The 23,173-nt window shown below is 58.6% G+C and carries 23 protein-coding genes and 1 pseudogene; 9 read left to right on the top strand and 15 right to left on the bottom strand.

The window, feature by feature from the left end; genetic code table 11:
• Positions 1–5: 5 nt before the first annotated feature.
• On the bottom strand, positions 6–638 hold the full coding sequence (gene yfcF, locus PSH88_RS11625; RefSeq protein WP_305426309.1) for a glutathione transferase: 633 nt from the start codon (positions 636–638) through the stop codon (positions 6–8).
• A 244-nt stretch (positions 639–882) separates the two neighbouring features.
• Here yfcF and PSH88_RS11620 point away from each other — a divergent pair, with 244 nt between their 5' ends.
• From PSH88_RS11620 to PSH88_RS11610, 3 genes are read left to right on the top strand one after another with little or no spacing between them, the layout of a single operon-like run.
• Entirely contained in the window at positions 883–1,470 is a 588-nt protein-coding gene (locus tag PSH88_RS11620; RefSeq protein WP_305426308.1) for a thioesterase family protein, read from the top strand.
• Positions 1,471–1,512: 42 nt separating this feature from the next.
• The gene (locus PSH88_RS11615; protein ID WP_192342661.1) at positions 1,513–2,016 is read left to right on the top strand and encodes an SLATT domain-containing protein; all 504 of its coding nucleotides are present in this window, start codon (positions 1,513–1,515) and stop codon (positions 2,014–2,016) included.
• 47 nt (positions 2,017–2,063) lie between these two features.
• Positions 2,064–2,549 (top strand): adenosine-specific kinase, encoded by a 486-nt coding sequence (locus tag PSH88_RS11610; protein WP_305426307.1) that lies wholly within the window; start codon positions 2,064–2,066, stop codon positions 2,547–2,549.
• Positions 2,550–2,742: 193 nt separating this feature from the next.
• Here PSH88_RS11610 and PSH88_RS11605 read toward each other — a convergent pair whose 3' ends face one another.
• The 3 genes from PSH88_RS11605 to PSH88_RS11595 all read right to left on the bottom strand — a co-directional run bounded on the left by PSH88_RS11605 (position 2,743) and on the right by PSH88_RS11595 (position 5,139).
• Positions 2,743–3,564 carry a MinD/ParA family protein gene (locus PSH88_RS11605; protein ID WP_305426306.1) on the bottom strand — a complete coding sequence of 274 codons (822 nt, stop codon included), beginning with the start codon at positions 3,562–3,564 and terminating at the stop codon, positions 2,743–2,745.
• A gap of 285 nt (positions 3,565–3,849) precedes the next feature.
• Complete coding sequence (locus PSH88_RS11600) at positions 3,850–4,236, bottom strand: cupin domain-containing protein (protein ID WP_305426305.1); 387 nt, start codon at positions 4,234–4,236, stop codon at positions 3,850–3,852.
• Positions 4,237–4,326: 90 nt separating this feature from the next.
• Positions 4,327–5,139, bottom strand: a complete 813-nt coding sequence (locus PSH88_RS11595) for a helix-turn-helix domain-containing protein (protein ID WP_305426973.1) — start codon at positions 5,137–5,139, stop codon at positions 4,327–4,329.
• 253 nt (positions 5,140–5,392) lie between these two features.
• Here PSH88_RS11595 and PSH88_RS11590 point away from each other — a divergent pair, with 253 nt between their 5' ends.
• Entirely contained in the window at positions 5,393–6,253 is an 861-nt protein-coding gene (locus tag PSH88_RS11590) for a CAP domain-containing protein (protein ID WP_305426304.1), read from the top strand.
• A gap of 205 nt (positions 6,254–6,458) precedes the next feature.
• Here PSH88_RS11590 and PSH88_RS11585 read toward each other — a convergent pair whose 3' ends face one another.
• Genes PSH88_RS11585 through PSH88_RS11575 form a run of 3 tightly spaced genes read right to left on the bottom strand, consistent with a single transcriptional unit; the run spans position 6,459 to position 10,011 of the window.
• Positions 6,459–7,691 carry a nucleoside permease gene (locus tag PSH88_RS11585; protein WP_305426303.1) on the bottom strand — a complete coding sequence of 411 codons (1,233 nt, stop codon included), beginning with the start codon at positions 7,689–7,691 and terminating at the stop codon, positions 6,459–6,461.
• A 53-nt stretch (positions 7,692–7,744) separates the two neighbouring features.
• Positions 7,745–8,848 carry a sugar phosphate isomerase/epimerase family protein gene (locus PSH88_RS11580; RefSeq protein WP_305426302.1) on the bottom strand — a complete coding sequence of 368 codons (1,104 nt, stop codon included), beginning with the start codon at positions 8,846–8,848 and terminating at the stop codon, positions 7,745–7,747.
• Positions 8,845–10,011: a Gfo/Idh/MocA family protein gene (locus tag PSH88_RS11575; RefSeq protein ID WP_370694683.1), complete on the bottom strand. Its 1,167-nt coding sequence runs from the start codon at positions 10,009–10,011 to the stop codon at positions 8,845–8,847. The genes PSH88_RS11580 and PSH88_RS11575 overlap by 4 nt, the downstream gene beginning before the upstream one ends.
• A 200-nt stretch (positions 10,012–10,211) precedes the next feature.
• Between PSH88_RS11575 and PSH88_RS11570 the strand changes: the two genes are divergently transcribed.
• Together PSH88_RS11570 and PSH88_RS11565 are read left to right on the top strand one after the other, a co-directional pair.
• The gene (locus PSH88_RS11570; RefSeq protein WP_305426301.1) at positions 10,212–11,213 is read left to right on the top strand and encodes a LacI family DNA-binding transcriptional regulator; all 1,002 of its coding nucleotides are present in this window, start codon (positions 10,212–10,214) and stop codon (positions 11,211–11,213) included.
• A 10-nt stretch (positions 11,214–11,223) separates the two neighbouring features.
• On the top strand, positions 11,224–11,721 hold the full coding sequence (locus PSH88_RS11565; RefSeq protein WP_305483537.1) for a heme-degrading domain-containing protein: 498 nt from the start codon (positions 11,224–11,226) through the stop codon (positions 11,719–11,721).
• Between the two features lie 141 nt (positions 11,722–11,862).
• On the opposite strand, the gene PSH88_RS11560 is transcribed toward PSH88_RS11565, so the two are convergent.
• The 5 genes and pseudogenes from PSH88_RS11560 to PSH88_RS11545 all read right to left on the bottom strand — a co-directional run bounded on the left by PSH88_RS11560 (position 11,863) and on the right by PSH88_RS11545 (position 17,348).
• Entirely contained in the window at positions 11,863–12,516 is a 654-nt protein-coding gene (locus PSH88_RS11560; protein ID WP_305426299.1) for a peroxiredoxin, read from the bottom strand.
• A gap of 162 nt (positions 12,517–12,678) precedes the next feature.
• A pseudogene (locus tag PSH88_RS30455) lies at positions 12,679–12,798 on the bottom strand (hypothetical protein); the annotation flags it as partial.
• A 74-nt stretch (positions 12,799–12,872) separates the two neighbouring features.
• Entirely contained in the window at positions 12,873–13,613 is a 741-nt protein-coding gene (locus tag PSH88_RS11555; RefSeq protein WP_305483536.1) for a TorF family putative porin, read from the bottom strand.
• A gap of 111 nt (positions 13,614–13,724) precedes the next feature.
• A complete protein-coding gene (locus tag PSH88_RS11550; protein ID WP_305426298.1) occupies positions 13,725–15,467 on the bottom strand; it encodes an amidohydrolase in 1,743 nt (580 codons plus the stop codon).
• Between the two features lie 18 nt (positions 15,468–15,485).
• Positions 15,486–17,348, bottom strand: a complete 1,863-nt coding sequence (locus tag PSH88_RS11545; RefSeq protein ID WP_305426297.1) for an amidohydrolase — start codon at positions 17,346–17,348, stop codon at positions 15,486–15,488.
• 565 nt (positions 17,349–17,913) lie between these two features.
• Between PSH88_RS11545 and PSH88_RS11540 the strand changes: the two genes are divergently transcribed.
• The 3 genes from PSH88_RS11540 (at position 17,914) to PSH88_RS11530 (ending at position 19,548) form a co-directional block, all read left to right on the top strand.
• Entirely contained in the window at positions 17,914–18,276 is a 363-nt protein-coding gene (locus PSH88_RS11540; RefSeq protein WP_305426296.1) for a DUF6124 family protein, read from the top strand.
• 199 nt (positions 18,277–18,475) lie between these two features.
• On the top strand, positions 18,476–19,051 hold the full coding sequence (locus PSH88_RS11535) for an Xre family toxin-antitoxin system antitoxin (protein ID WP_305426295.1): 576 nt from the start codon (positions 18,476–18,478) through the stop codon (positions 19,049–19,051).
• Positions 19,051–19,548, top strand: a complete 498-nt coding sequence (locus PSH88_RS11530) for an RES family NAD+ phosphorylase (RefSeq protein WP_305426294.1) — start codon at positions 19,051–19,053, stop codon at positions 19,546–19,548. Before PSH88_RS11535 ends, PSH88_RS11530 begins: the two co-directional genes overlap by 1 nt.
• Positions 19,549–19,601: 53 nt before the next feature.
• Here PSH88_RS11530 and PSH88_RS11525 read toward each other — a convergent pair whose 3' ends face one another.
• The 3 genes from PSH88_RS11525 to ggt form a co-directional block, all read right to left on the bottom strand.
• Entirely contained in the window at positions 19,602–20,624 is a 1,023-nt protein-coding gene (locus tag PSH88_RS11525; RefSeq protein ID WP_305426293.1) for a helix-turn-helix transcriptional regulator, read from the bottom strand.
• 109 nt (positions 20,625–20,733) lie between these two features.
• A complete protein-coding gene (locus tag PSH88_RS11520; RefSeq protein WP_305426292.1) occupies positions 20,734–21,267 on the bottom strand; it encodes a cysteine hydrolase family protein in 534 nt (177 codons plus the stop codon).
• Between the two features lie 148 nt (positions 21,268–21,415).
• Positions 21,416–23,143 carry a gamma-glutamyltransferase gene (gene ggt / locus PSH88_RS11515; protein WP_305426291.1) on the bottom strand — a complete coding sequence of 576 codons (1,728 nt, stop codon included), beginning with the start codon at positions 23,141–23,143 and terminating at the stop codon, positions 21,416–21,418.
• Positions 23,144–23,173 lie beyond the last annotated feature (30 nt).

The raw sequence follows: 23,173 nt of genomic DNA, 5'->3' as shown, positions 1-23,173 counted from the left end.
CGCCACTAAAGCGCAGGACGCTGCAATTTGACCCACTCCTGCACCGTTGGCCGCTGCCATTGACGCTGCGCGTATTCCACCAGTGCGGATGGCACGGCGTCACCGTTGAGTATCAGCCGGTTGAGCATCAAGGCCAGGTCCACATCGGCAATCGACCATTGCCCGAACAGGTACTCACGACCGTCAGCCAGCAGCGCTTGTGCGGCACCGATCAGCTTGCGCGCGGCCGACTCGGCCGCGGGCGACAAGGGCGCTGATTTGAGGCCATAAAACACCACCAATGTGGATCGCTCCTGCCGAATGGGCAGCAGATCACTGCGCAGCCACGCCTGGACTTGTCGTGCCTTCGCCCGTTGCGTCAGCTCTTTCGGGTAAACCGGCGTCTGAGGAAAAACGTCTTCCAGGTATTCAGTGATCGCCGACGATTCAGACAAGGCAAAGTCGCCATGCACCAGCGTCGGTACGCGCTGGGTCAGCGAGAGGCTAGCATAATCTTCGGACTGGTTTTCGAACGCGTCGAGGTCCAGTGGGCTCAGTTCGAATTCGATGCCTTTTTCGCGAAGGGCCACGAAAGCCGACATCGCATAAGGGCTGGTGAATTGAGCATCAACGTACAGGCGCAGGCGGGAATCATTCACGGGGTCATCTCCATAGGGTGAGCAGACACGCTACGAGATCCAATGCCATAAAGAAAATGCATGATTTTTATGGGGACATTCTTCAGCGGAATACCTGATTGGCGGGCAACGCCCGAAATGACTGACTCAGCGCATGAATGATCCAATTGCGCTTTTCACATGAAAAAAGTCATTTGTGCACCTATCTCGCCCACATTCTCCGCCCTAAAGTGCACCGCTCTACCCAGCCTTACTCGGCGTACCTATGAATCTCTGGTTTCGACTGTTCCTCATGCTGTTTCGGCGCCCATGGCGCAAGCCGGTTGATGGACTGGCCACTACTGTTATCCGCATGCGCGTCTGGCCGCTCGATCTTGACCTTAACCGACACGTCACCAATGGCCGGTATTTCACTTTGGCCGATATAGGTCGCATGGATTTCGTCCTGCGCAGCGGTGCCTACCGAGTGGCCCTGCGCCATAGAGCGGTGCCGATTGTTGGGGATACCTGGGGCAAATTTCGGCGGGAGCTGAAGCTGTTCGAATCGTTCGAGATTCATACCCGAATACTCGGCTGGGACGATAAGTGGAGCTTTATGGAACACCGCTTCGTGAGCAAAGGGCGAGTGATTGGCGTCGTTATCATGCGAGGGCTGTTCCGCGCGGCGAAAGGTACGGTCTCACCTGCCGAGTTTGTCCGGGAGCTGGGCTTGGCTGAACAGTCACCCGAAATGTCGACGTGGCTGACAGCCTGGTCGCAAAGCTGCGACGATATGAGCCGCCAGCTCCGAGAGGAAGAAGGTTTGGCGACTCAACTCCGTCCTGCCTCTGAATCCGACCAGGCGGTCAAATAGTAGCTAATATTCATCTCAATCCCCCTGCCAAGGACTGCAACCATGAGCCGGCTCGAACTACTGACCAAATGGAATCGCATGATCGTCCGGTTGCAGATTGAACACGAAATCAGTGCCCGGGATTTCGAGAAATTCAGCTGGAAACTGGGTATCCCCTGCGTTGTTCTGTCGGCCATCGTCAGCGCCAGCGTCTTTGGCTCGATCAGTGACTCCTCGCCCGTATGGCTCCAATACGTCGCCGGCGTCCTGTCACTCTTGACCCTGGTGTTGAGTTCGGTCCAGACCTTCCTGAACTTTGACACCCGGGCTGCCGGGCACAAAGACACCGCCGAGAAACTCGGGGCAATATCACGTGAGATTCAGGACGAAATCGCCAGCGGCAAGGACGAGGCTATCCTGGGCCCAATCGTTTTTGACATCCGCAAGCGCATTGATTCGATTCTTCTTGATGCGCCGACCTTGCCCAAGTCGACGATCAGGAGACTGGGGGATGTTCGCGTCTACACAGAGCCACCGCCAGCAGGGCAAGACACCGTCCCGGCTTGATAAAAGGCCAGACTTGGTCCGCAGCATCGTGAAAGGAGGCGTTTGAAATGCAGCTCATCACGTTGAAAATCGACAAGCCGGAAACGACGAACTTCATTTTGGGTCAGACGCACTTCATCAAGTCCATCGAGGACATTCATGAAGCGTTGGTCAATGCCGTGCCTGGTATTCAGTTCGGCGTGGCCTTTTGTGAAGCCTCCGGTAAATGCCTGGTGCGATGGTCTGGCACTGATACCGCCATGATCGAACTGGCGCAGAAAAATGCGCAAGCCATTGCCGCGGGCCATTGCTTCATCATTTTCCTGGGCGACGGTTTCTATCCATTGAACGTCTTGAACAGCGTCAAAATGGTTCCAGAGGTGTGCCGTATTTTTTGTGCAACGGCCAATCCCACTGAAGTGATTGTTGCCGAGACGGAACAGGGGCGCGGGATTCTGGGCGTGGTGGATGGCTTCTGTGCCAAAGACATTGAAGGCGATGAAGACATTCTGTGGCGCAAGAACCTGTTGCGGCAGATCGGCTACAAGTTGTGATTTGAGTTCTGGTTTTGAGTCAGTGAGAAACCTGTGGCGAGGGAGCTTGCTCCCGCTTGAGTGCGTAGCACTCATAAAAATCGGCAATAGTTGTCAGATTTTGGGGCCGCTGCGCAGCCCAACGCGAGCAAGCTCGCTCGCCACAAAGGCAGGTATGAGCGCTTAAGTGAACAACATTACGAGACCTTGAGACTCACCTGCCCGAATTCTGCACAAGTTGCTCAACGAAGAACTCCACATGCCCTCTCGGATGAGTCGGCAATGGCCAGGTGTCGACGTTGTGAGCCAGGGCCTGGAAGGCTTGGGCGCATTTGGAACGGGGAAATGCTTCAAACACCGCACGCCCCTTCTGCACGGCTTTGTGCGCACATTCATCGTTAGGTATCGCGCCGACGTATTGCAGCGTGACATCCAGGAACATGTCGGTAATCTTTTCCAGCTTGGCAAACAGATTGCGGCCTTCCGCCGGACTTCCCGTCATGTTGACCAATATGCGAAAACGGTGCAGACCGTAGTTCAGGTTGAGCAGTTTGATCAGCCCGTAGGCGCCGCTGATTGAGGTGGGTTCATCGCACACGACCACCATCACTTCCTGCGCCGCGCGGATGAAGTTGACCACTGAGCCACCGATACCGGCGGCCGTATCGATCACCAGCACATCCAGCTTATCGCCAATATCGCTAAAGGCCTGGATCAGCGCACGGTATTGCGCAGGCTCCAGATGAGTCATGCTTTGCAATCCAGAAGAGGCCGGGGCAACACGAATGCCTCCAGGCCCTGGCATCAGCACCTCGGACAGCTCGCAACGCCCTTCGATGACATCAGCCAGTGTGTAGCGCGGCGTCAGCCCCAACAGAATATCGATATTCGCCAAGCCCAGATCGGCGTCGAGCAATACGACGCGCCGCCCCATTTTTGCCAACGCCAGCGACAGGTTAACCGCCACCGTTGTCTTGCCCACGCCACCTTTACCGCCAGTTACAGCGATAACTTGCACGCAATGCACATCATCCATTTTTTCATCCCTTCCTTGCGCATCGTGTGCCAGTACGTCATGGCCACCGTCCAGATGCCGCAAGAATAGCTGAAAAGCGCCAAATAGCCGCGTTGCATTCCGACGAGAGGCACTTCGCCACCTGTCATCGAGCCTTTTCAACGAAAACGCCGCTAATGGGTTGATTCAGATAATGACACTGCGTTCCTGAATGCTTGCTGGCCGATGGACCGATAGAGGCGGCTGAACTGGCGCCAGGCGCTCAGGCGCCCTGCTCACCCAGAGATGAAGAAACGACCAGGATGTCTAAATCCAGACATCATTGATTGCGGTTCTTTCTCCCTCCTGATCGCCGGTATTCAGTACTCCACGCGGCTCGATCAGTAACATTTTCACCTCTCGCTCAGCATAAGGCTTGTGTTCGACGCCCTTGGGGACGACGTACATTTCTCCCTGCCTGACCACGACGGCCCCTTCTCGAAGATCAATGCGAAGCTCGCCTTCGAGGACGATGAAGGTTTCATCGGTGTCGGCATGGGAATGCCAGATAAAGTCGCCTTCGATTTTCACCACCTTGAACTGGTAGTCGTTCATTTCGGCAATGACTTTGGGTGCCCATTGCTCGCTGAACAAAGCCAGTTTTTCGGCAAAGTTAATCGCGGTGCAGGTTGTCACGCCGGGTTGGGAATTCATTTGAGTTGCCCTCATTAGCCAAGTTATCGAGGCCTGACTTTAGGAGAGGATCAGCACTGCGTATTGCATGATTGTGCAAGTCGATCGCCTTTAAACAAGGCCCAGCCTTTTCATCCATCGACCAGGTGAGACGCCATAGGTCTGGGTGAACTGACGCGTCATATGGCTTTGATCGAAAAAACCTGCTGATACGGCGGCTTCCGCCATCGAGTGGCCCCCGAACATCAGTGCTCTTGCCAGATCGAGACGTCGTTGAGTCATGTATCGATAGGGGCTCGTGCCGTACAGCGCACGAAAATCACGGCTCAGGCTCCAGCGGTCTCGACCACTGGCCTGCGCTAACTCCTCCAGGGTAATGACTCGATCCAGCGACTCATGAATCAGCGCACGCGCACGTTCGGCCGCTGCAAAGTCAAACGACTTGCGCCGTCCGCGTTGCCCCGAGATCGCATCCAGTGCTTGCGCGAGATCGTAAATGGCATCGTCTTCTTCCAGGGGCTCGATGCAAGCGTCGAGGTTTTGCAGCAGCACCTGGGTCGCGGCATAAAGCCGTGGGTCGCTGGATAACCCGCCCTCGATGAAGGGCAAGGGTTTGCCGCCTAATACTTGCTGAATCAAGGCGGGCTCGATGTAGATCATCCGATAATGAAAACCCGCTTCGGTACCAGCTTCACCGTCATGCACCTCGTCCGGATGCAAAACAATGGTTTTCCCCGGCAGACTGTGACGCTTGGTCTTGCGGTACTGGAAGCTTTGTACACCCGACAGCGTTCGTCCGATGGCGTAGGTGTCGTGGCGATGCGGCGTAAACCCATGGCCGCCAAAAAAGGCTTCAATACGCTCCATCTTCAACGGCTGAGCCGAGCGCTTTACCCAGTCTTTGTCACCCCTGGTTTTCGTCATGTCCCTGTACCCCCTGAAGGATGTCAATACGGTACCAGCCAGCGTGGCTGATGTCCCCGGCGGACTGACCCGTGCAAGTCTGAATCAGCCCCACGGCGGCGCCGTCAAATTTGTCTCTTCCCCTCGTGAACCAGTCTTCAGACCCGCAGTCTTAGCCGTGCCGTAAAAGAAGCTCACCCAACGAAGCGCTCCTACGGTCATTGCTCGCCCCTATCCCACTTTACCGTCGTTATCTCATCAGAGTTGTTCGTTCATGCGCCCAACCGTCCGCTGCTGTCGCTTTATCTCGCTGTGCCTGATGCCTTTGCTCCCGCTGCTCGCCAGCCCCGCCCATGCCAGTGGGGAACGGCAACTGGTGGAAGTCATCAACGACTACCGCGCCGATCCCGATCGCTGTGCGGGCCGTACGGTCAAGCCGTTGCGGCCGCTGTCGCTGAAATCGAACCTGGCGCTGCCGGTCGGCTATGGCGGCGGTTTGCGGAGTGCCTTGAAAGCTAACGGTTATCAAGCGGTGACCGTGCGCACCATCCGCGTGGTCGGCGCGCAGGATGCCGATGAGGCGTTTGACATGCTTGAGAGCGACTACTGCGGGGCGCTGCTCGATACCCAGTTCGCCGACATCGGCGTCACTCGCTCCCGTAGCGAATGGCAGGTGGTGCTGGCGCAACCGGTGCTCGACGGACGTGTCGGTGATTCGCGAGAAGCGGGCAAGGCGTTGCTGGCACAGGTCAATGCGGCACGGGCCAAGCCGCGCCTGTGCGGGCGTCAACGCTTTGCCGCCGCACGACCGCTGACCTGGAATGCCGCCCTGGGGGCCGCCGCGCAAGGGCACAGCAAGGCGATGGCCTACGGCAATTACTTCGCCCACCGCGATCCTGACGGTGATATGCCATTTGATCGGGCCAAAGCCGCCGGCTATCGAGGCCGGCAGATCGGTGAAAACATCGCCGCCGGGCAAAGCTCACCGAACAAAGCGATGGCCAGTTGGCTGGCCAGCCCCGGGCATTGCGCCAACTTGATGAACCCGATGTTTACCCAAGTGGGCGCAGCCTATGCCGCAGATTCGCGCAGCGATGAGGGTGTTTACTGGACGATGCTGTTTGGCGCGCCTTGAGTGCATTCCATACCCCCTGAAATGCCAGTCGGTAATAACAAACCCTGTGGGAGCGGGCTTGCCCGCGATGAGGTCAGCAGACTCAACATCAATGTCGCCTGACACACCGCCATCGCGGGCAAGCCCGCTCCCACAAGGATCTGAGCCGAACACCAAATTGGTGAACCACAGGTTCCGATGGTGTTCTTCGGACTCGGGTCATGCTTCAAATACTCGACGGCACCGCCACGCTTTGCCGCCCTTTGAAGGCCAGCGAAAAACAGAAAAATATCGCCAACGCGAACCCTGCCGGGAACAGCCAGATGCTTTTCCATTCGTGGCTCTCAGCCGACGCATATTGATCGGTGACCGCCCCGGCCACCCAAAAGCCAATCAGCATGCCCAAGCCGTATGTCGCGAGCGTGATCAACCCTTGCGCGGAGCTTCTGAAACGCTCCGACGCTTTGGCATCGGTGTAGATCTGCCCCGAAACAAAGAAGAAGTCGTAGCAGATGCCATGCAAGGCGATGCCGGTGAACAACATGAAAGCGAGGTCCCCGTTGTTACCGTAGGCGAACAACAGGTAGCGCAACGCCCACGCCAGCATCCCCACCAACAGCGCGATCTTGATGCCGAAACGCTGAATAAACAGCGGCAGGAGCAACATGAACAGCACTTCCGAGACTTGCCCGATCGCCATCTTGGCGGTTGGGTTGGTCACGCCGATTTCCGCCAGAAACGGGTTGGCATTCTGGTAATAAAACGCCAATGGAATGCAGATCAAAATGGAGGCGATGAAGAACACCAGGTAACTGCGGTCCTTCAACAAACCCAAGGCGTCCAGCCCCAGCATTTGCTTTAAGCCGACACGGCCCGGCTCAGGTTTGAGCGGTGCGGTACGCGGCAGGCTGAAGCTGTAGATCCCGAGCACGAAGGAGGCGATGGCCGACATCAGAAAAGTATTGCGCAAGCCACCGGATGAGATCGCTTGTTGCGAATCCCAGGCAAACACAAAGCTGATCACCACGCCCGCCACAATCCAGCCGATGGTGCCCCATACCCTGATCCGCGAGAACTCCAGAGCCGGGTCGCGCATCTGCCGGAACGCCACCGAATTCACCAACGCCAGCGTCGGCATGTAGATCATCATGTAGGCCAGCACGAACGGGTAAAACCCATTGAAGTCAGGCGCTCGATAGAGTTGCAACAGCAGCACCGCGCCGATCAGATGCAACACCGCGAGAATGCGCTCGGCATTGAAGTAGCGGTCGGCAATCAAACCGATCACAAAGGGCGCGATGATCGCGCCCCAGGACTGCGTCGAGAACGCCATGCCGATCTGCCCGCCGCTGGCCCCCAGGTTACTGGAGAGGAAGGTGCCGAGGGTTACGAACCATCCGCCCCAGATAAAGAACTGCAGGAACATCATTACGCTCAATCGCGCAGTCATCGTGGTCATGTCAGTCACCGCTTTATTGTTTTTTTTGGGGGAGAAAGGGGCAAACAGGTTTTTCAGGCGTCGGGCAAACCCAATAGCCGCCGATTGAAACGTTCGTCAGACGCCACGCTGGCGAAATCATCAAAGGCCTTTCGGGTTTTGCTGATCATGTGCTGCTGGATAAAGGCCGCTCCTTCTGCTGCGCCCTGCTCCGCATCCTTCAGGCAACACTCCCACTCCAGAACCGCCCAACCGGCAAAGTCGTACTGCGTCAATTTGCTGAAAATCGATTTGAAATCGATCTGCCCATCGCCCAGAGAACGGAAGCGGCCAGGCCGCTCGACCCAACCTTGATAACCGCCGTAGACACCCGAACGGGCATCGGGCCGGAACTCGGCGTCCTTGACGTGGAACATGCGGATGCGCTCGTGGTAACGATCGATGAAGCCCAGATAGTCCATTTGTTGAAGCAGCAGATGACTCGGGTCGTAGAGGATCGCGGCACGCGGATGATGATCGACAGCCTCAAGGAAACGCTCGAACGAGGCGCCGTCGTGCAGGTCTTCACCGGGATGGATCTCGTAGCAGAGGTCGACGCCGGCCTCTTCGAAACAATCGAGGATCGGCAACCAGCGCCTGGCCAGTTCGGCAAAACCCTGCTCGACCAGACCGCTCGGGCGTTGCGGCCACGGGTAGACATAGGGCCAGAGCAGCGCACCGGAAAACGTCGCGTGCGCCTTCAGCCCCAGGCGTTGGCTGGCGCGCGCGGCGAGTTTCAACTGATCGATGGCCCACTCGGTTCGTGCCTGGGGCTGACCGCGCACATGTTCGGGAGCGAAGTCATCGAACAACGTATCGAACGCCGGATGCACCGCCACCAGTTGGCCTTGCAGATGCGTGGACAGCTCGCTGATTTCGACGCCTGCCTGGGTGCAGACGGCCTTCAACTCGTCACAGTAATCCTGACTGTCGGCGGCGCGCGCCAGGTCGATGTATTGCGTGCCCAGGGTCGGCAATTGAATGGCCTTGTAACCCTGCGCTGCGGCCCAGCGGGCAATGTTAGCGAGGGTGTCGAAAGGCGCTTCGGCGGACATGAACTGCGCGAGAAAAATACCCGGGCCGCGCAGGCCTGCCGGTGTTGGGGAGGTGTGGTTCACAAGAGGGTTCTCCGGACTCATGGGTTGCAGACCAGTTCGGTCCACTTCGCGTCGCCGCGATGATTGGCGACCACCGCTTCGATGAACGCCATGCCACGCAACCCGACGTCGATGCCCGGCACGCCGGGAGCATCGTTGCCTTCGACGTTGCTGCGGATCGCGGTGGCGAAATCACCATAGAGATTGGCCATGGCCTCGAGATAACCTTCGGGATGCCCGGCAGGCAAACGCATGCGCTGGCTGGCGGCCTCGCATAACCAGGGCTGACCGACACCGGAACGAAGGATGCTCAACGGTTGATCAAGGGAGCGATGGATCAGGCTAGCAGGCTCCTCTTGACGCCACTCCAGCCCGCCCTTATCGCCATAGACGCGGATCTTCAACGGGTTTTCTTCCCCGGCGCACACCTGGCTGGCGATCAACACCCCGCTGGCCCCGGCGGCCATTTTGAACAGCATCGCCGCGTCATCGTCCAGTTGCCGCCCGGCAACGTGCACGCCCAGGCTCGCACACACGTGTGTAATGGTTTGGTCCGCGATGAATTCGGCCAATGAAAAGGCATGGGTACCGATGTCGCCAATGCAGCCGCCCAACCCCGACTGCTCGGGTTGATCGCGCCAACTCGCCTGCTTGTTGCCCTGTCCGGCCACGTCCCGGCTCAGCCAGCCCTGCGGGTACTCGACGATGACCTTGCGCACCGCGCCGATCACGCCGGTACGCACCATCTTGCGCGCCTGCCAGACCATCGGATAACCCAGATACGTGTGGGCCAGTCCATAGAGGCGGTCGCTGCTTTTCACCACTGCCTTGAGCGCCAGCAGTTCGGACAGATTCAGTGCCGCGGGCTTTTCGCTGAACACATGAAAACCCGCGCTCAGTGCCTGGCTGGCGATCGGCGCGTGCAAGTGATTGGGTGTGACGATGACCAACAGCTCCATGCGTTGGTCGGCAGGCAGTGCGCGCTCGCTATCCAGCATTAGTTGCCAGTCGCTGTAGCAGCGTGAGGCGGACAATCCCAGCGCGGCGCCGGTGTCCTGATTGTTGCGGGCGTCTCGGCTGAATGCACCGCACACCAGTTCAAAACGACCATCGAGACCGGCGGCCTGGCGGTGGGCTTTGCCGATGAAGGCACCCTCGCCGCCCCCGACAAACCCCATTCTTATTTTTGTCGTTGCAACGTTCATCGCGAATTTTCTCTTTTTCGGGGCGGATCAGCGCTCAGGTTTGACTATGATGTAACCGGTTACATAGTGCCGGAAATTTAAGCTCAGTTACTTCGGGTGTCAAACCCTGGGTTAAAAATGAAGGTCATTTCAGCGCACGGCCGGACTGCGGTAAGCTCGCCGGCCATGCTTACATCTGCCGGTTCGATAACGAGGTCGTCTTGTCCAATATCCGTGAAGTAGCCCGGCTGGCCGGCGTCTCGGTGGCCACCGTGTCCAGAACGCTGAAGTCGCCCGAGCGCGTACTCCCCGAAACCCGGAACAAGGTCAACGCAGCCGTGGAACAGGCCGGCTATCGGCCGAACCTCATGGCCGTGCAGTTCCGTTCGCGCAGAACCGGCAACCTGGTGATTCTGGTCCCGGCCATCGCCAACACGTTTTTCGCACGGGTGATCAGCGGTGCCCAACAGGCGGCACAGGCGGCCGGATATCGATTGCTGCTGTGCGACACCCAGGGGCGCGAGGAAATCGAACGGGAGTTTGCCGCGCTGGTGTACGCCCACCAGGCCGACGGCGTGATTCAGTTGCGCGCCTACGACCCGTTTGAATCGCCCTCCCCGCATGGCGAGTCGCTGCCCTTGGTCAACGCCTGTGAGGTGATTCAAGGCGGGCGGCATCCGACGATCAGCCTCGACAACCGGGCAGCGGCCAAGGCCATGACGGAGCATCTGATCGATCTGGGTCATCGCCGGATCGGCCTGATCAAAGGCCCGAAAAGCAGCCCGCTCACACGCGACCGCGTGGCCGGTTATCAAGATGCATTGCACCAGGCCGGTATCGCTTCGGACCCGCAATTGATCTGCCACGGGGACTTCACGTTGAAGGCCGGTTTTGATGGCGCGGGAATGCTGCTGGATTTGGCCGACCGCCCGACCGCATTCTTTTGCGAAAACGATGAAATGGCGATCGGTGCATTGAAGCGCATCAAACAACAGGGTTTGCGGGTACCCGACGATATTTCGTTGGTCGGTTTCGATGACATCCCATTCGCGGCCTATTGTGATCCGGCGTTGACGACCATTGCGCAACCCGCCGAAATCTTCGGCCAAAAGGCCGTTGAAATGCTAATCGCCCTCATTGAAAAAAAGCCCATCCCGGACCGCCATGTGGTGCTGCCGTTCACATTAACCGTGCGTAACAGTACGACCGCCCGCAAGGGATGAGGAAGAAATCATGGACATAAAAACCGACCTGCAACGCATCGCACTCCAGGAAGAAACCCTGACGTTTGAGCGCTTCGACAAAACGACGGCCTGGGACTTGGGCACCCGTTTGAAAAGCGCCTGCGAGGAGCAAGGCGTGTTCGCCACGATTGAGGTCAGGCTGGCGCGGGACACGGTGTTTTTCTACTCGATGCCCGGAACCTCCGCCAGCAACGCCGACTGGGCACGACGCAAGCGAAATGTCGTGGAACTGATGGAACTCAGCTCATACCGCGTAGGCCTGTCCTTTAAGCTTCAGGGTGATTCACTCGAAGGTTTGATGGGATTGCCCCTGCGTGATTACGCCGATCATGGCGGCAGCTTTCCGGTGTCGGTCAAGGGCGTGGGGTGCATTGGCGCCGTCACCGTTTCAGGGCTGCCCCAGCGTGAGGATCATGCCCTGGTGGTTCAGGTGTTGGCACAGATGTGTGGGGCTGACCTGAGCGAACTCGCGCTTGAGAGCGAGTAACAGACTGTGGGAGCGGGCTTGCTCGCGAAGGCGGCGGCATAGTCAACATTGATGTCGCCTGACACACCGCTTTCGCGAGCAAGCCCGCTCCCACATGGATTTCGCTTAATTGACTGGCATTGGGGTCTCCCAACGGATCGATTACTTCGGTTGCGCCACTGTGCGCAAATAAGGTTTCACCGTTTTGAAGCCATCCGGATACTTCTTCCTGGCGTCCTCATCCGAGACCGAAGTGGGAATGATCACGTCCTCGCCCGGACGCCAGTTCACCGGGGTGGCGACCGTGTGCTTGGCATTCAATTGCAGAGAATCGAGCAGCCGCAGCACTTCATCGAAGTTACGCCCGGCACTCATCGGGTAGATCAGCATCGCCTTGACCTTTTTGTCCGGGCCGATGATGAACACTGAGCGCACGGTGGCATTGTCGGCTGCGGTACGTGCGCCGCCACTGGCATTCGGATGAATCATGTCGTAAAGCTTCGCCACCACCAGGTTCTCATCCCCGATCATTGGATAGTTGACCGCATGCCCCTGGGTCTCTTCGATGTCTTTGGCCCAGGCCTGATGGTTACTGACAGGGTCGACGCTGAGCCCGACGATCTTGGTGTTGCGTTTATCGAACTCCGGCTTGAGCCCTGCCATGTAGCCAAGCTCAGTGGTGCACACCGGGGTGAAGTCCTTGGGATGCGAAAACAGGATCGCCCACTTGTCGCCGATCCACTCGTGGAAATGCAGCGGGCCTTCGGTGCTTTCGGCGGTAAAGTCCGGTGCTTCGTCGCCAATACGGATTGCCATGTTCGTTCTCCTTACTGTTGAGTCGTAGGGAAGCCGCTGGCTGCTGTTCCAGCGGCCTTCAGGATCTGCGTTGAACCTGTCAACGCGGATCAGTATAGGAGACGCTTGAACACAAGGTCGTTATCGCCGCGTCCACTCTGCAGCCCTTGAACGACAGGGCATTCAAGCCTTCTCGACCGACACGGCAAGCGCGGATGTCCTGGCCACCCAGTAGTAGAGAATGCCCGGCACCACCAGCCCGACGATCCAGGAAATATCGACGCCGCCAAGCTGCGCGACCATCTTTACCGGCGGCGTCTATGGGGCAGCGATCCTGTGAAGAACAGTTTGTTGTTTTTATCGTGTCGGCTTGAACACTAGAAGGCCTTGCTGGCACTGGCTACCACGGTGGCCGTGCATAGATCGCCATAGCCGTACCAGCTCGCGCATTCGCTTTTCGACAGGTCGGTATCGATGTAGCTGAGGCCCCAGGTCACGCCCACAAAATCACGGGTCAGTTTGGCCTCCCACTCTGTGTAGGCATCACGGCTTTCACCGTTGGCGGACCAGAACGCCGGGTCTTTGACATCGTTGCGACCCACGCGCAGGTCCAGGCCGATCTCGGCCGGCAATTCGATTTTGTAGCTGAGGTAGGTGTAAAGGGTGTCCTGGTCCTCGCCAAAGAAGTTCGGCGTATCGTTTGAGTAGTTGGCGCCGAGCTTCACGCCATAAACATCAAGGATGGCGTAGACCTCACTCAGGTTGAATTGGCCTTCCTTTGGATAGTCGTACTTGAGGTACCCCAGATCGAGACTGATTGCTTCGGTCGCCTGCCAGTAATAGCCCGCGTAGTACTCGAGTTCCTGCCGGGTCTTGTAGGGACCGCCGTAATCGACATTCGAGGTCCAGGCGCCAACGTACAAGCCGCTGCTGTGCACCAGCGTGGCGCCGGCCTGAACCGCCGGATCCCCCAGGGTTTGCGAAATGCCACGCGTGCGATAGTCACTGACAACGCCCAGGGTCATGTCCAGGCTGAAGTTGTCGTTAAGTGTCAGTGCCTGGCTGGTCAGGGGAGCCAATACAAGGCTGGCAAGGGTCAATGCTGAGCGTACGTTCATACAAGTCTCTTATTTTTATGGATCAGCGGGTGATTTCGGGCATGGCGTTGCCCAGCCCCTCGCAATGCGAGGGGCAGGTGCATTTTTCTGGGTGCTGCCGGCGGGTAGTCGTCAGGACGCGGGCGCGTAAACCTGCTTGCCAGCAAAGAAAGTCTTCAGGACCCTGGTGTCGAACAGCTCGTCGTCGCTGACCTTGAACACATCGCGGTCGAGGATGATCAGATCAGCCTGTTTGCCGGGCGCCAGCGAGCCAATCTGTTGCTCCAGCCGCAGGACTTTGGCGGCATTGAGGGTGTAGGCGTAGAACATGGTCTGGCGATCAATGCTTTCATTGGCGTTCAACACCCCCAGCGGCCCTTTGCGAGTGCTGGCCTGGGCGATGGCATTCCACGGGTTGGGGCTGGACACCGGCCAGTCACTGCCACCGGCGATGACCGCACCGGCGTTATGCAGGGACCTGGCGGGATACTGGTAACCGTAAGCAAACGCGCTGATATACGGTTTGACCAACTCCACCGTGTAAGACTCGCCGGTGGCCCACAGCAGCTGCATGGAAGCGATCACGCCAAGTTGTTTGAAGCGCGGGAACTCCTTTGGATTGACCAGTTGCAGGTGGGTAATGCTGTGGGCCATCGGTGTCGGGTTGAGCTTGCGCGCGTATTCAAAGCCATTGAGTGACTCACGTACGGCACGGTCGCCGACCGCATGCGTGTGCACAATCCAGTCGCGCTTCTCCGCCGCGACTACCAACTCACCGAAGTGTGCCGGGTCGATTAGCAACTGACCGTTTTTGTGACTGTTGGTGAACGGAACAATCACCGCTGCCGTCTGCCCCGGAAACTCCAGAACGCCGTCAGCGAAGACCTTGATGCCCGGGAAGCTCAGGTTGGGTACGCCCTCGAATTTCTTCATCACCTTGGCCAGCATCTCCAGGTCCGCCGGCCGGCTTTTTGGGTTAGCCAGCAGCAGCGCCGCGACGTGGGCATTGAGCTCGCCCTTCTCTGCCAGTTCGCGGTAAAGCGGTAGAACACCGTAACTCTGCTCGGTGGCCTGGAAATCGAACAGTGAATCACCACTTCCGGCATTCGCGGCCGCGTCCATCCAGGCGGTAACGCCATATTGATTATTGACCTTCACCGCCTCGCGGGCAGCCTTCAACATGACCTCTTTGTCGGGCGCGGGGATCTGACTGCGTACCTTGTCCCAGCGCGACTCGGCGAACAAACCATTGGGGGTGAAGTCCGCTGCGTGCCCCACGAAGCTGCGGTCCTGTTCCGACAGACCTTTTACCAATGCCGCGTCGATCTTCAGACGCTTGAGCATCGCGTTGTTGGCCCAGCCGGTATGCCCGTCAATCCCGCTGAGGACCACCGGTTGTTCCGCCCAGCGTCCCTGATTGAAGTGCTGACCAAGCTCGCGGCTTTTCTCCCAATAGGCCGAACTCACCCCGGCAATGCTGATCACGTCACCGGCCCGTGCTCGCCCCGCTTCATCCTGCTCAATCACCCATTGCTCGAGTTCCGGCAACGGCTTTACTTCATCCAGCAGGTTGGCCCCCTGGCTGTTGAAGGCCGCAACCACCGGGTGACTATGGGTATCAATCATTCCAGGCATCAGTACTTTGCCCGCCAGATCGATTCGTTGCGTCTGGGCATCGGCCAGGGCGTTGATCTCGGCATTGCTGCCCACTTTTAGAATCTTGCCGTCTTGCACCGCCACGGCCTGAACCAGTCCTTGACCGGGTTCGGCGGTAAAGACCTTGCCGTTGAACAGCACAAGATCAGCGGCGGCCATGGCCTGCACCGAAGAAATGGCCAGGGCTGCGGCCAACAGGTTGGGAATGAATAGTTGCATCGGAACACTCTCTTGTTTTTATTGGGCGGTTCGGGAGATTTGTGACAACGCCTTCGGATCAGGTCCAACGAACGGCGCCTTGGCCCACACGACCTTGCCGCCGACCATCGTTAGCAGCACCTCGTTACGGCCCAGCTCATCCTCCGGCACCTGCATGAAGTTCTTGTCCAGCACGATCAAGTCGGCGAACTTGCCCACTTCGACCGAACCGACGACAGCGTCCAGTTTCAGTTGCTCGGCGGCGTTCATGGTGATGGCGCGCAACACGTCAGTGCGCGACAGCGCCGGGTCGGCATTCAACCTGCCCGCATATTTTGGGCCGTAGCTGTGCGGGTTCAGCGGATCGCCTGAGCGGGTGACACCGATCTTCAGCGCCAGGAATTCATCGAGCGGGTCGACAGGCCAGTCACTGCCATAGGCAACCCGGCCGCCAGCGCGGCTGATGCTGCCCGATGGTTCCATGCGGGCAAAACGCGCCGGGCCCAGATGATCGCTGGTGCCGTCAACCGTGGACGGCGCCTGCTGGGCCCACTGGAACGACATGTTGGCGGTCACATCCAGCGCCTTGAAGCGTGCATAGTCGGCGGGGTCCACCGATTCCGCGTGAGTAATGGCCGGACGAAAGCCATTTCCCGGCAGTTGCTGGCGCACGTATTCGATACCGTTCAACGAGTCACGCACCGCCCGATCCCCGGTGGCGTGAAGGTGCGGGTCGAGGCCGGCCTGCACCGCTTGCAACAGCAACGGATTAAGCACTTGCGGCGGGAAGTACAGCTCACCGGCATTCTTGCCAGGCGTCCACTTGGGCGCGGTATCCGTGCCGGCATTGCGCAGGTACGGCGTCAGCATTGCCCCGGTATCCGCTGGAGCGTTGATGATGCCGTCCATGAACAATTTGACGTGACGCATGCTCACGCCCGGCGCGACTTTGGCTTCGCCCTGGTCATAGGTGTTGGCCAGTGCCTTGGCCTCGGCAATGGTTTTCGCCGGGTCTGCAGCAGCGGCGGCAGGGTCCAGTTTGATCGCCAACAAGGCCCGTGCGGTCAGCTCGCCCGACTGTTGCAGGGTGGTAAACGCTTTGCCATTTTCAGGCCCCGACAAGGCATCGAAGAAACTGGTGATACCTTGCTGGCGCATGGCGTCGAGCGCCGCCCGAGTCTGGTTGAGTTTTTCTGCGTCGCTGGCCGGCGGCACCACGGCGGCCATGGCATCGGCGGCACCGTCCTCGCAAATACCGGTCGGGTTGCCGGCGCTGTCGCGCACGTACTTGCCATCCCCCGGATTGGCCGTGTGCTTGTTGATGCCCGCGACCGCCAGGCCGCGGGAGTTTGTCAGCACGGTATGGAAGTCGGTGGAACGGACCTGAATCGGGCGATTGGTCTTGAGCGCGTCCAGCGTCGATTTATCGGGATCGCCATCGAGCCCGGTCATGCCCATGCGGTCCCAGCTGCCCACTTCAAGCCAGACATCGGGGCCCTTGCCCTTGTCGGCATCCAGACATGCCTGAATGGTTTCCTGAAAAACCTTGCGGGTCATCGTCTGGTATTTCAGGTCGCACAACGTCATGGCGCGACCGCCATCCCCCGGATGCATGTGCGCATCGACGAAGCCGGGCATCAACATGCGTCCCGCCAGATCGATCAGCTGTGTCTGCGTGCCGATGTACGAAGCAACGCCTTCATCGCTGCCGACATAGACGATCTTCCCGCCCGTGACGGCGATCGCCTGCTGCACGGAGTTCTTGCCATCGACGGTGTAGACATAGCCGTTGCGCATCACCCTGTCAGCCGGTGTCGAACCCTGTGTCTGACACCCCACCAGCGCCATGCAGGAAAATGCCGTTGTCGACGCAACGGCGATAAACAGCCTGGAAAATTTCAACTGCCTCACCTCTGTTTTTATAGTTTTGGAAGTGCCCCGAACAGACGGCCGCAAGCCTCTGATATGCAGGCATACCCTATAGGGCGCAGGCGTCGGATGGACCTCTACAAATGAGGAGGGGGGAGGCAATTAAATGACAGGGATCCGATCTGGTGTAGCGGCGGAACCTGTGGGAGCGGGCTTGCTTGCGAAGACGGTGGCACAGTCAACATTGACTGAAGAGGCTTGTTTAAAAGACCTCAAAGTTACGTCCTGAAAGCTACAAAACCTTGCGCCGTTGCCTACGGCTGCACCAGAATCCGCCGGCTTGTGCGCCTAGAGCCCCACCGGTAACTTGATTCGCGTCACTGATTCCCAGTGATCGGGTTTAGCAGCCCGGCTAGTCATTCACGGTTGCACAGGTCTTATCCAGTCAGGCATTCGCCTGCACTTGATGGTGGCTGTGCGCATGGCACCTTCGGGTGCGCCGGGTTTTGGGTGACTTACCGGTCTGCTAACTTGCGCACAGCTGCCACCCTTTCGTTTAGCAGCGAGATGGTTGCGGCCTCACTAAAGGTTAGTCACCATGTTCAAGGCAACGCCCAACCCGCCGGTCACAGACCCGGCGTCCCCCTACGAATCTCTCGATTCAAAAAAGCTCAACGAGGCCGCCGAACGCGCCCTCGACTTCCACTTCCCGTCGAATGCCGACATCAAAGCCACCGCGCGTAAACCCAGCAATCTGTTTTCCGTGGACCCAGAAGCCAAGGCCGAAACCCTGGCGGTTTTTTTGGTTGAGACGCTAGCCTCGGTCGATGTGATGGTCCATCAGTTGGTGGATCATCTGGAGGGTGAATCGCGCTACGCCCTGCTGGGTATTTCAAACAGCATCATGGTGGCGGAGATCACCGCGAACCGGGTGCTGGATAAAATTGATCTACCCAAATAGGTGCAGTCTGCCGTGGTAGTGGGTCACTGACGTTGGGCTGTGCAGCGATCCCTTTTTTGGGTCCGCTGCGCGGCCCAGCGGGAGCAAGCTCCCTCGCCACAGGTCTCGGGGCGCGTTGTAGGCAAACATCGTGGGATTAGGTCTTTCCTGCCATTTGGCACTATAGTTTATGCCAGATGACAAAGCGGCGGAGGCTGCCATGAGCGCCAAGAAAAAAGATGTCGTAGTCGACGAGGCTGGCAAAGATGCCAGCCCAAAAAGAAAGGTTAAACCACTCGAATCCAATGTTGCCGTAACCGTCTTGAGTAATGGCGAGCGTGCGGTGAAGGTGAAAATGCCGGGTTCCAGTCGCGTGCCCCCAATGGTTGCGGTCTTGCTTTCTGGAAGAAATAGCGATGATCGTATGGAGATTTACAGGGCCGTTAAAAACGGTTTCCCGCTGCAGTCGGTGCTCGACATGATCGAACACAGCGAGGTGTATAAGCAACGCGGCGTGCTGTCGAAAATCGTTGGCGCATCTGATCGCACGCTAGCGCGGCGGTTGAAAACGCCCAATGAAGCGTTGACCGCGGAGCAAAGCACGCGAGCACTCAACTATGCGGAGGTCTTGGAAAAGGCAACGGAAGTGCTGGGTTCGCGTGAGCTTGCAGAGCAGTGGATGGTCAAACCTGCACGGGGCCTGGACGGTGAAATCCCCATCGACCTGATTTCAAATTCGGTCGGGTATGAGTTGGTGACTGACTTTCTGACGCGTATTGAGTATGGGGTCTATTGATGGCCAAAGACCCTTTGAGCAGTGAGATTCACTTCTGGCGCCTTGATCCTGCTGAGTATGCCCCCTCCTGGAATTCGGGTATTGGCGCTGAAAAAGTGGGTGGGCGCTGGAACCCTAAAGGTATGGCCACGGTTTATGCAGCCTTGGATGCCTCTACGGCCATCCTTGAAGTTGCGGTGCATAAGGATTTCGACGCGCTGGATTGCAAGCCCCATCGTCTTACCCAGGCCCGAGTGCTCAACCCGTCCAGGATTTATGTGGTGCAGCCCGACAGCATCGCAAACTCAAATTGGCTGGTACCAGGTACCCCAAGTCGCAGCCAGCAACAGTTCGGTGCGGACCTGTTAAGTGTGTACCCCTTTGTGTTGGTCCCTTCCAGTGTCTCGCCGCATAGCTGGAATTTGTTGATGAACCCGCAATTGGCTAATGGGTTGTACGAGTTGGTATTGCAAGAGCCTTTTGCCCTTGATGGGCGGCTTAATAAGCCTTCGTTTTAAAGGTGCCTTCGCGGGCAAGCTTCGCTCCTACAGGGCGCGCGTTGTAGGCGGATTTAATCGCGGCGCGGCGCATCCGCGAGCGAGGTCGCTGAACGCAGCACCGAACCCAGTTCCACCTTGCTCTTCACGCCCAGTTGCAAATAGCAGTTGCGCAGATAAGTGCGCACTGTCGCAGGACTCAGTTCAAGGATTTTGGCAATCTCCTTGTAGGAGTGGCCGGCGGCAAACAGCATCGCCGCCGTTCGCTCGCGTGGCGCAAGCATCGCCCCGCGCGACTGGGCTTCGAGCGACAGGATAACGTGCTCGGCGTTAGGGCTCAGTGTCAGGGCGCAGCGGCCCAGGCGCATGACGCAGGGTGCCTTTTGCAGTTGCGCGATCACCTGCGCGGGAAGCATTGAACCGTTCCAGCCGGGTAACTCACGTTCAATGGCTGCACACAGCGTTGCCCCCACGTACAGCAAGCTGCCGTCCATGCGCGCGACGCCAAAGTCAGACGCCCCGTTGCCCGTATCGAAGCGGATCATGTCCTGAACCTGGAATCGCCACAGCTGCAACAGGTGGTCGCAGAAGGCCGAAAACAGATCGGCCTCGCTGCCGTTGAAAGCCGAGGCATCAAGGCCTCGGTAGAGACAGACGAAGAACATCAAGCCGCTTTCGGGTAACTCGAAGGTGATGCACATCAGGTGGTAGAGGTCGTGGCGCCGGGCGAACACGTTCACTTCTTCATTGGGGTCGGTGAAACCGCTGTCGCGCACAACCTCACCGGGTCGACTCAAGGTGTCATGGGAGAATTTGTCGTTGTGCGCGCACTTGTGCCACTCGGCGGCAAACGACTCGGGCAAATTGATTCGCCCGTGCATCCAGCTTCTGGGCGCAATATCGACGCCTGACCCGGACATCTCGCCCCACCAGGCCGAAGCGAAGGGCATCAGTTGGCTGAATGCCTGCAGGCCGTCTGCGATGAACTGCGATGCACCGCGATCTCGGGCAAGACGCCCCAGGTGCAATACGCAAAGATTGAATGCCTGCAATGTCGCCATCGACGCCTTGGCGCCGACTTCATCACCCTCCTCCATCGTTCTGATCCTGTTCGCTACGTGGCGTATTATTTTTTTGACCATGCCATAGGCGCAACGATTGCGTCCAGCCCCAGGCGCGCACGCTCGCCACGGGCTGGCGGAGTTTTCAGACTTTGATTTCGCTGGCCGGCAAGACGTCAATCCGCGCCACGGAGCCGGTCAGGTGCGCCAGATCCTTGTTGTGTTCGGCGATGATGTCTTCGGCGCTCATTGTGCCGTTGTCGACGGTGGAATGGGCATCGGCCACCAGCACGACGTCGTAGCCCAATTGATGCGCCTGGCGAACGGTGGCGTTGACGCAGTAGTCGGTTTGCAGGCCGCAGATGATCAGGCGGTTGGCGTCCAGCTCTTGCAGCTGTTCTTGCAAGTGAGTCTGGTAGAACGAATCCGGGGTGGTTTTGCGCACGCGCAGGTCTTGGGGTGAAGTTTTCAGACCGTCGGCCAGTTGCCAGCCTTCGCCGCCGTATCGCAACAGGTCGCCCTCTTCTTCGTGCTGGATCAGGATAACCGGGATGTTGGCGGCCCTGGCTTTGGTGCTGAGATCGTTGATGGTGTCGATGACGCGCTGGATGTCGAAGCATTCATACTCGCCCGTGCACAGCGCGTGTTGGACGTCGATGATCAGGAGTGCGGTGCTCATGGCTTCCTTCCTTAGATAGGTCGGTACAACGATGGATTTCAACTCCCATTTCGAGCGTGTAGCAGCTGTCGAACGCAGCCTCGCAGGCTCGGCAGCTGCTACGGGGATCGGGGCCACCCAGGGAGCCTAAGTGGCCGCTGATCCTGTTTCAGTAACCGAGTGACAACCCGGTATTACGCCGTGGATCGTTCGCTCCATAGAAGCGGTTCTTGCCCACTGGCTTGCCTTCCAGCGAAGGCGCACCTACCAGAATAGCTGCGATATGGTTGGGGTCCTGTGGTCCGGCAAATTTGTGCCCCCAGCTCTCGAGCATCTTCTTGGTGTCCGGGCTGGTGGCGAAGTTCTCCAGGTTGGTTTCTTCCGGCAGCCATTGCTGGTGGAAACGAGGTGCATCCACCGCTTCCTGGATGTTCATGCCGTAGTCGATCACGTTGAGGATGGTCAGCAGGGTCGCGGTAATGATCCGGCTGCCACCGGGAGTGCCGACGACCATGACGACTTTGCCGTCCTTGGTGACGATGGTCGGGCTCATGGACGACAGCGGCGCTTTGCCGGGGGCGATGGCGTTGGCTTCGCCCTGCACCAGGCCGTACATGTTCGGCACGCCGATTTTCGAGGTGAAGTCGTCCATTTCATCGTTGAGGATGACCCCGGTTTTGCTCGCCATGACGCCAGCGCCGAACCAGTCGTTGAGGGTGTAGGTCACCGACACCGCATTGCCCCATTTGTCGACGATCGAGTAATGGGTGGTGTTGCTACCTTCGTGGGGCGCTACGCCGGGTTTGATCTCGCGGGACACGCCGGCCTTCTGCGGGTCGATGACTTCGCGGATTTTGGTCGCGTAGTTTTTATCCAGCAAATGGGCGATCGGATTTTTCACGAAGTCCGGGTCGCCGAGGTAGCTGTTGCGGTCCACATACGCGTGACGCATCGCTTCGATCTGGTAGTGCATCGCCTGAGCCGAGCGGAAGCCCAGTTCTTTCATCGGGTAGCCGTCGAGGATGTTCATGATCTCGCAGATCACCACGCCACCAGAGCTTGGCGGTGGCGCCGAGACCACGTGATAGCCACGGTAATCGCACTCGATCGGCGCCAGTTCGCGGGTCTGGTATTTGTCGAGGTCGGCCTGGGTGATGATGCCCTTGTTGGCCTGACTGGAGGTGACGATGGCGTCGGCCACCCAGCCTTTATAGAAACCGTCGGCGCCCTTCTCGGAAATTTCCCGCAGGGTTTTGCTCAAGTCTTTTTGTACGAGTTTCTGGCCCACCTGCATCGGCTCGCCATTGCTCAGGAAGATCGAGCCCGAGTCGCGCATGTCTTTCTTGAAAACGTCGGTGGCGTACTCCAGCAAGTCGACATCGCCCTGCTCCAGCACAAAACCGTCTTCGGCAAGCTTGATCGCCGGAGCGATCACTTCCTTGCGGGGTTTGGTACCGTATTTCTTCAGGGCCAGTTCCATGCCCGAGACGGTGCCCGGTACGCCAACGGCAAGATGGCCGCGGGTGCTCAGGTCCGGGATGACGTTGCCCGCTTTGTCGAGGTACATGTCGGGGGTCGCGGCCAGCGGGGCTTTTTCACGGAAATCGAGGAAGGTCTTGCGCCCGTCCGCCAGTTGAATCGTCATGAAACCGCCGCCGCCCAGGTTGCCCGCCGCGGGGTACACCACCGCCAGCGCATAACCTACCGCAACGGCGGCGTCGACGGCGTTGCCGCCATTCTTGAGCACATCGACGCCGACGTGGCTGGCCAGATGCTGGGCGGTGACAACCATGCCGTTTTCGGCTGCGACCGGGGCGACGGAGGCCGCGTGGGCCGTCAGGCAACTCAGCGCCAATGCGGTTGCCACGAGCGATTGGGTAAAAGGTTCGAACTTCATGAGTCGGTCTCTTTTTGTTTTTAGGTTCTG

It is taken from the genome of Pseudomonas wuhanensis, assembly GCF_030687395.1.
Classification (GTDB): domain Bacteria; phylum Pseudomonadota; class Gammaproteobacteria; order Pseudomonadales; family Pseudomonadaceae; genus Aquipseudomonas; species Aquipseudomonas wuhanensis.
The sequence above is the reverse complement of the archived record's forward strand: the minus strand, read 5'-3'. Positions and strand labels throughout refer to the sequence as shown.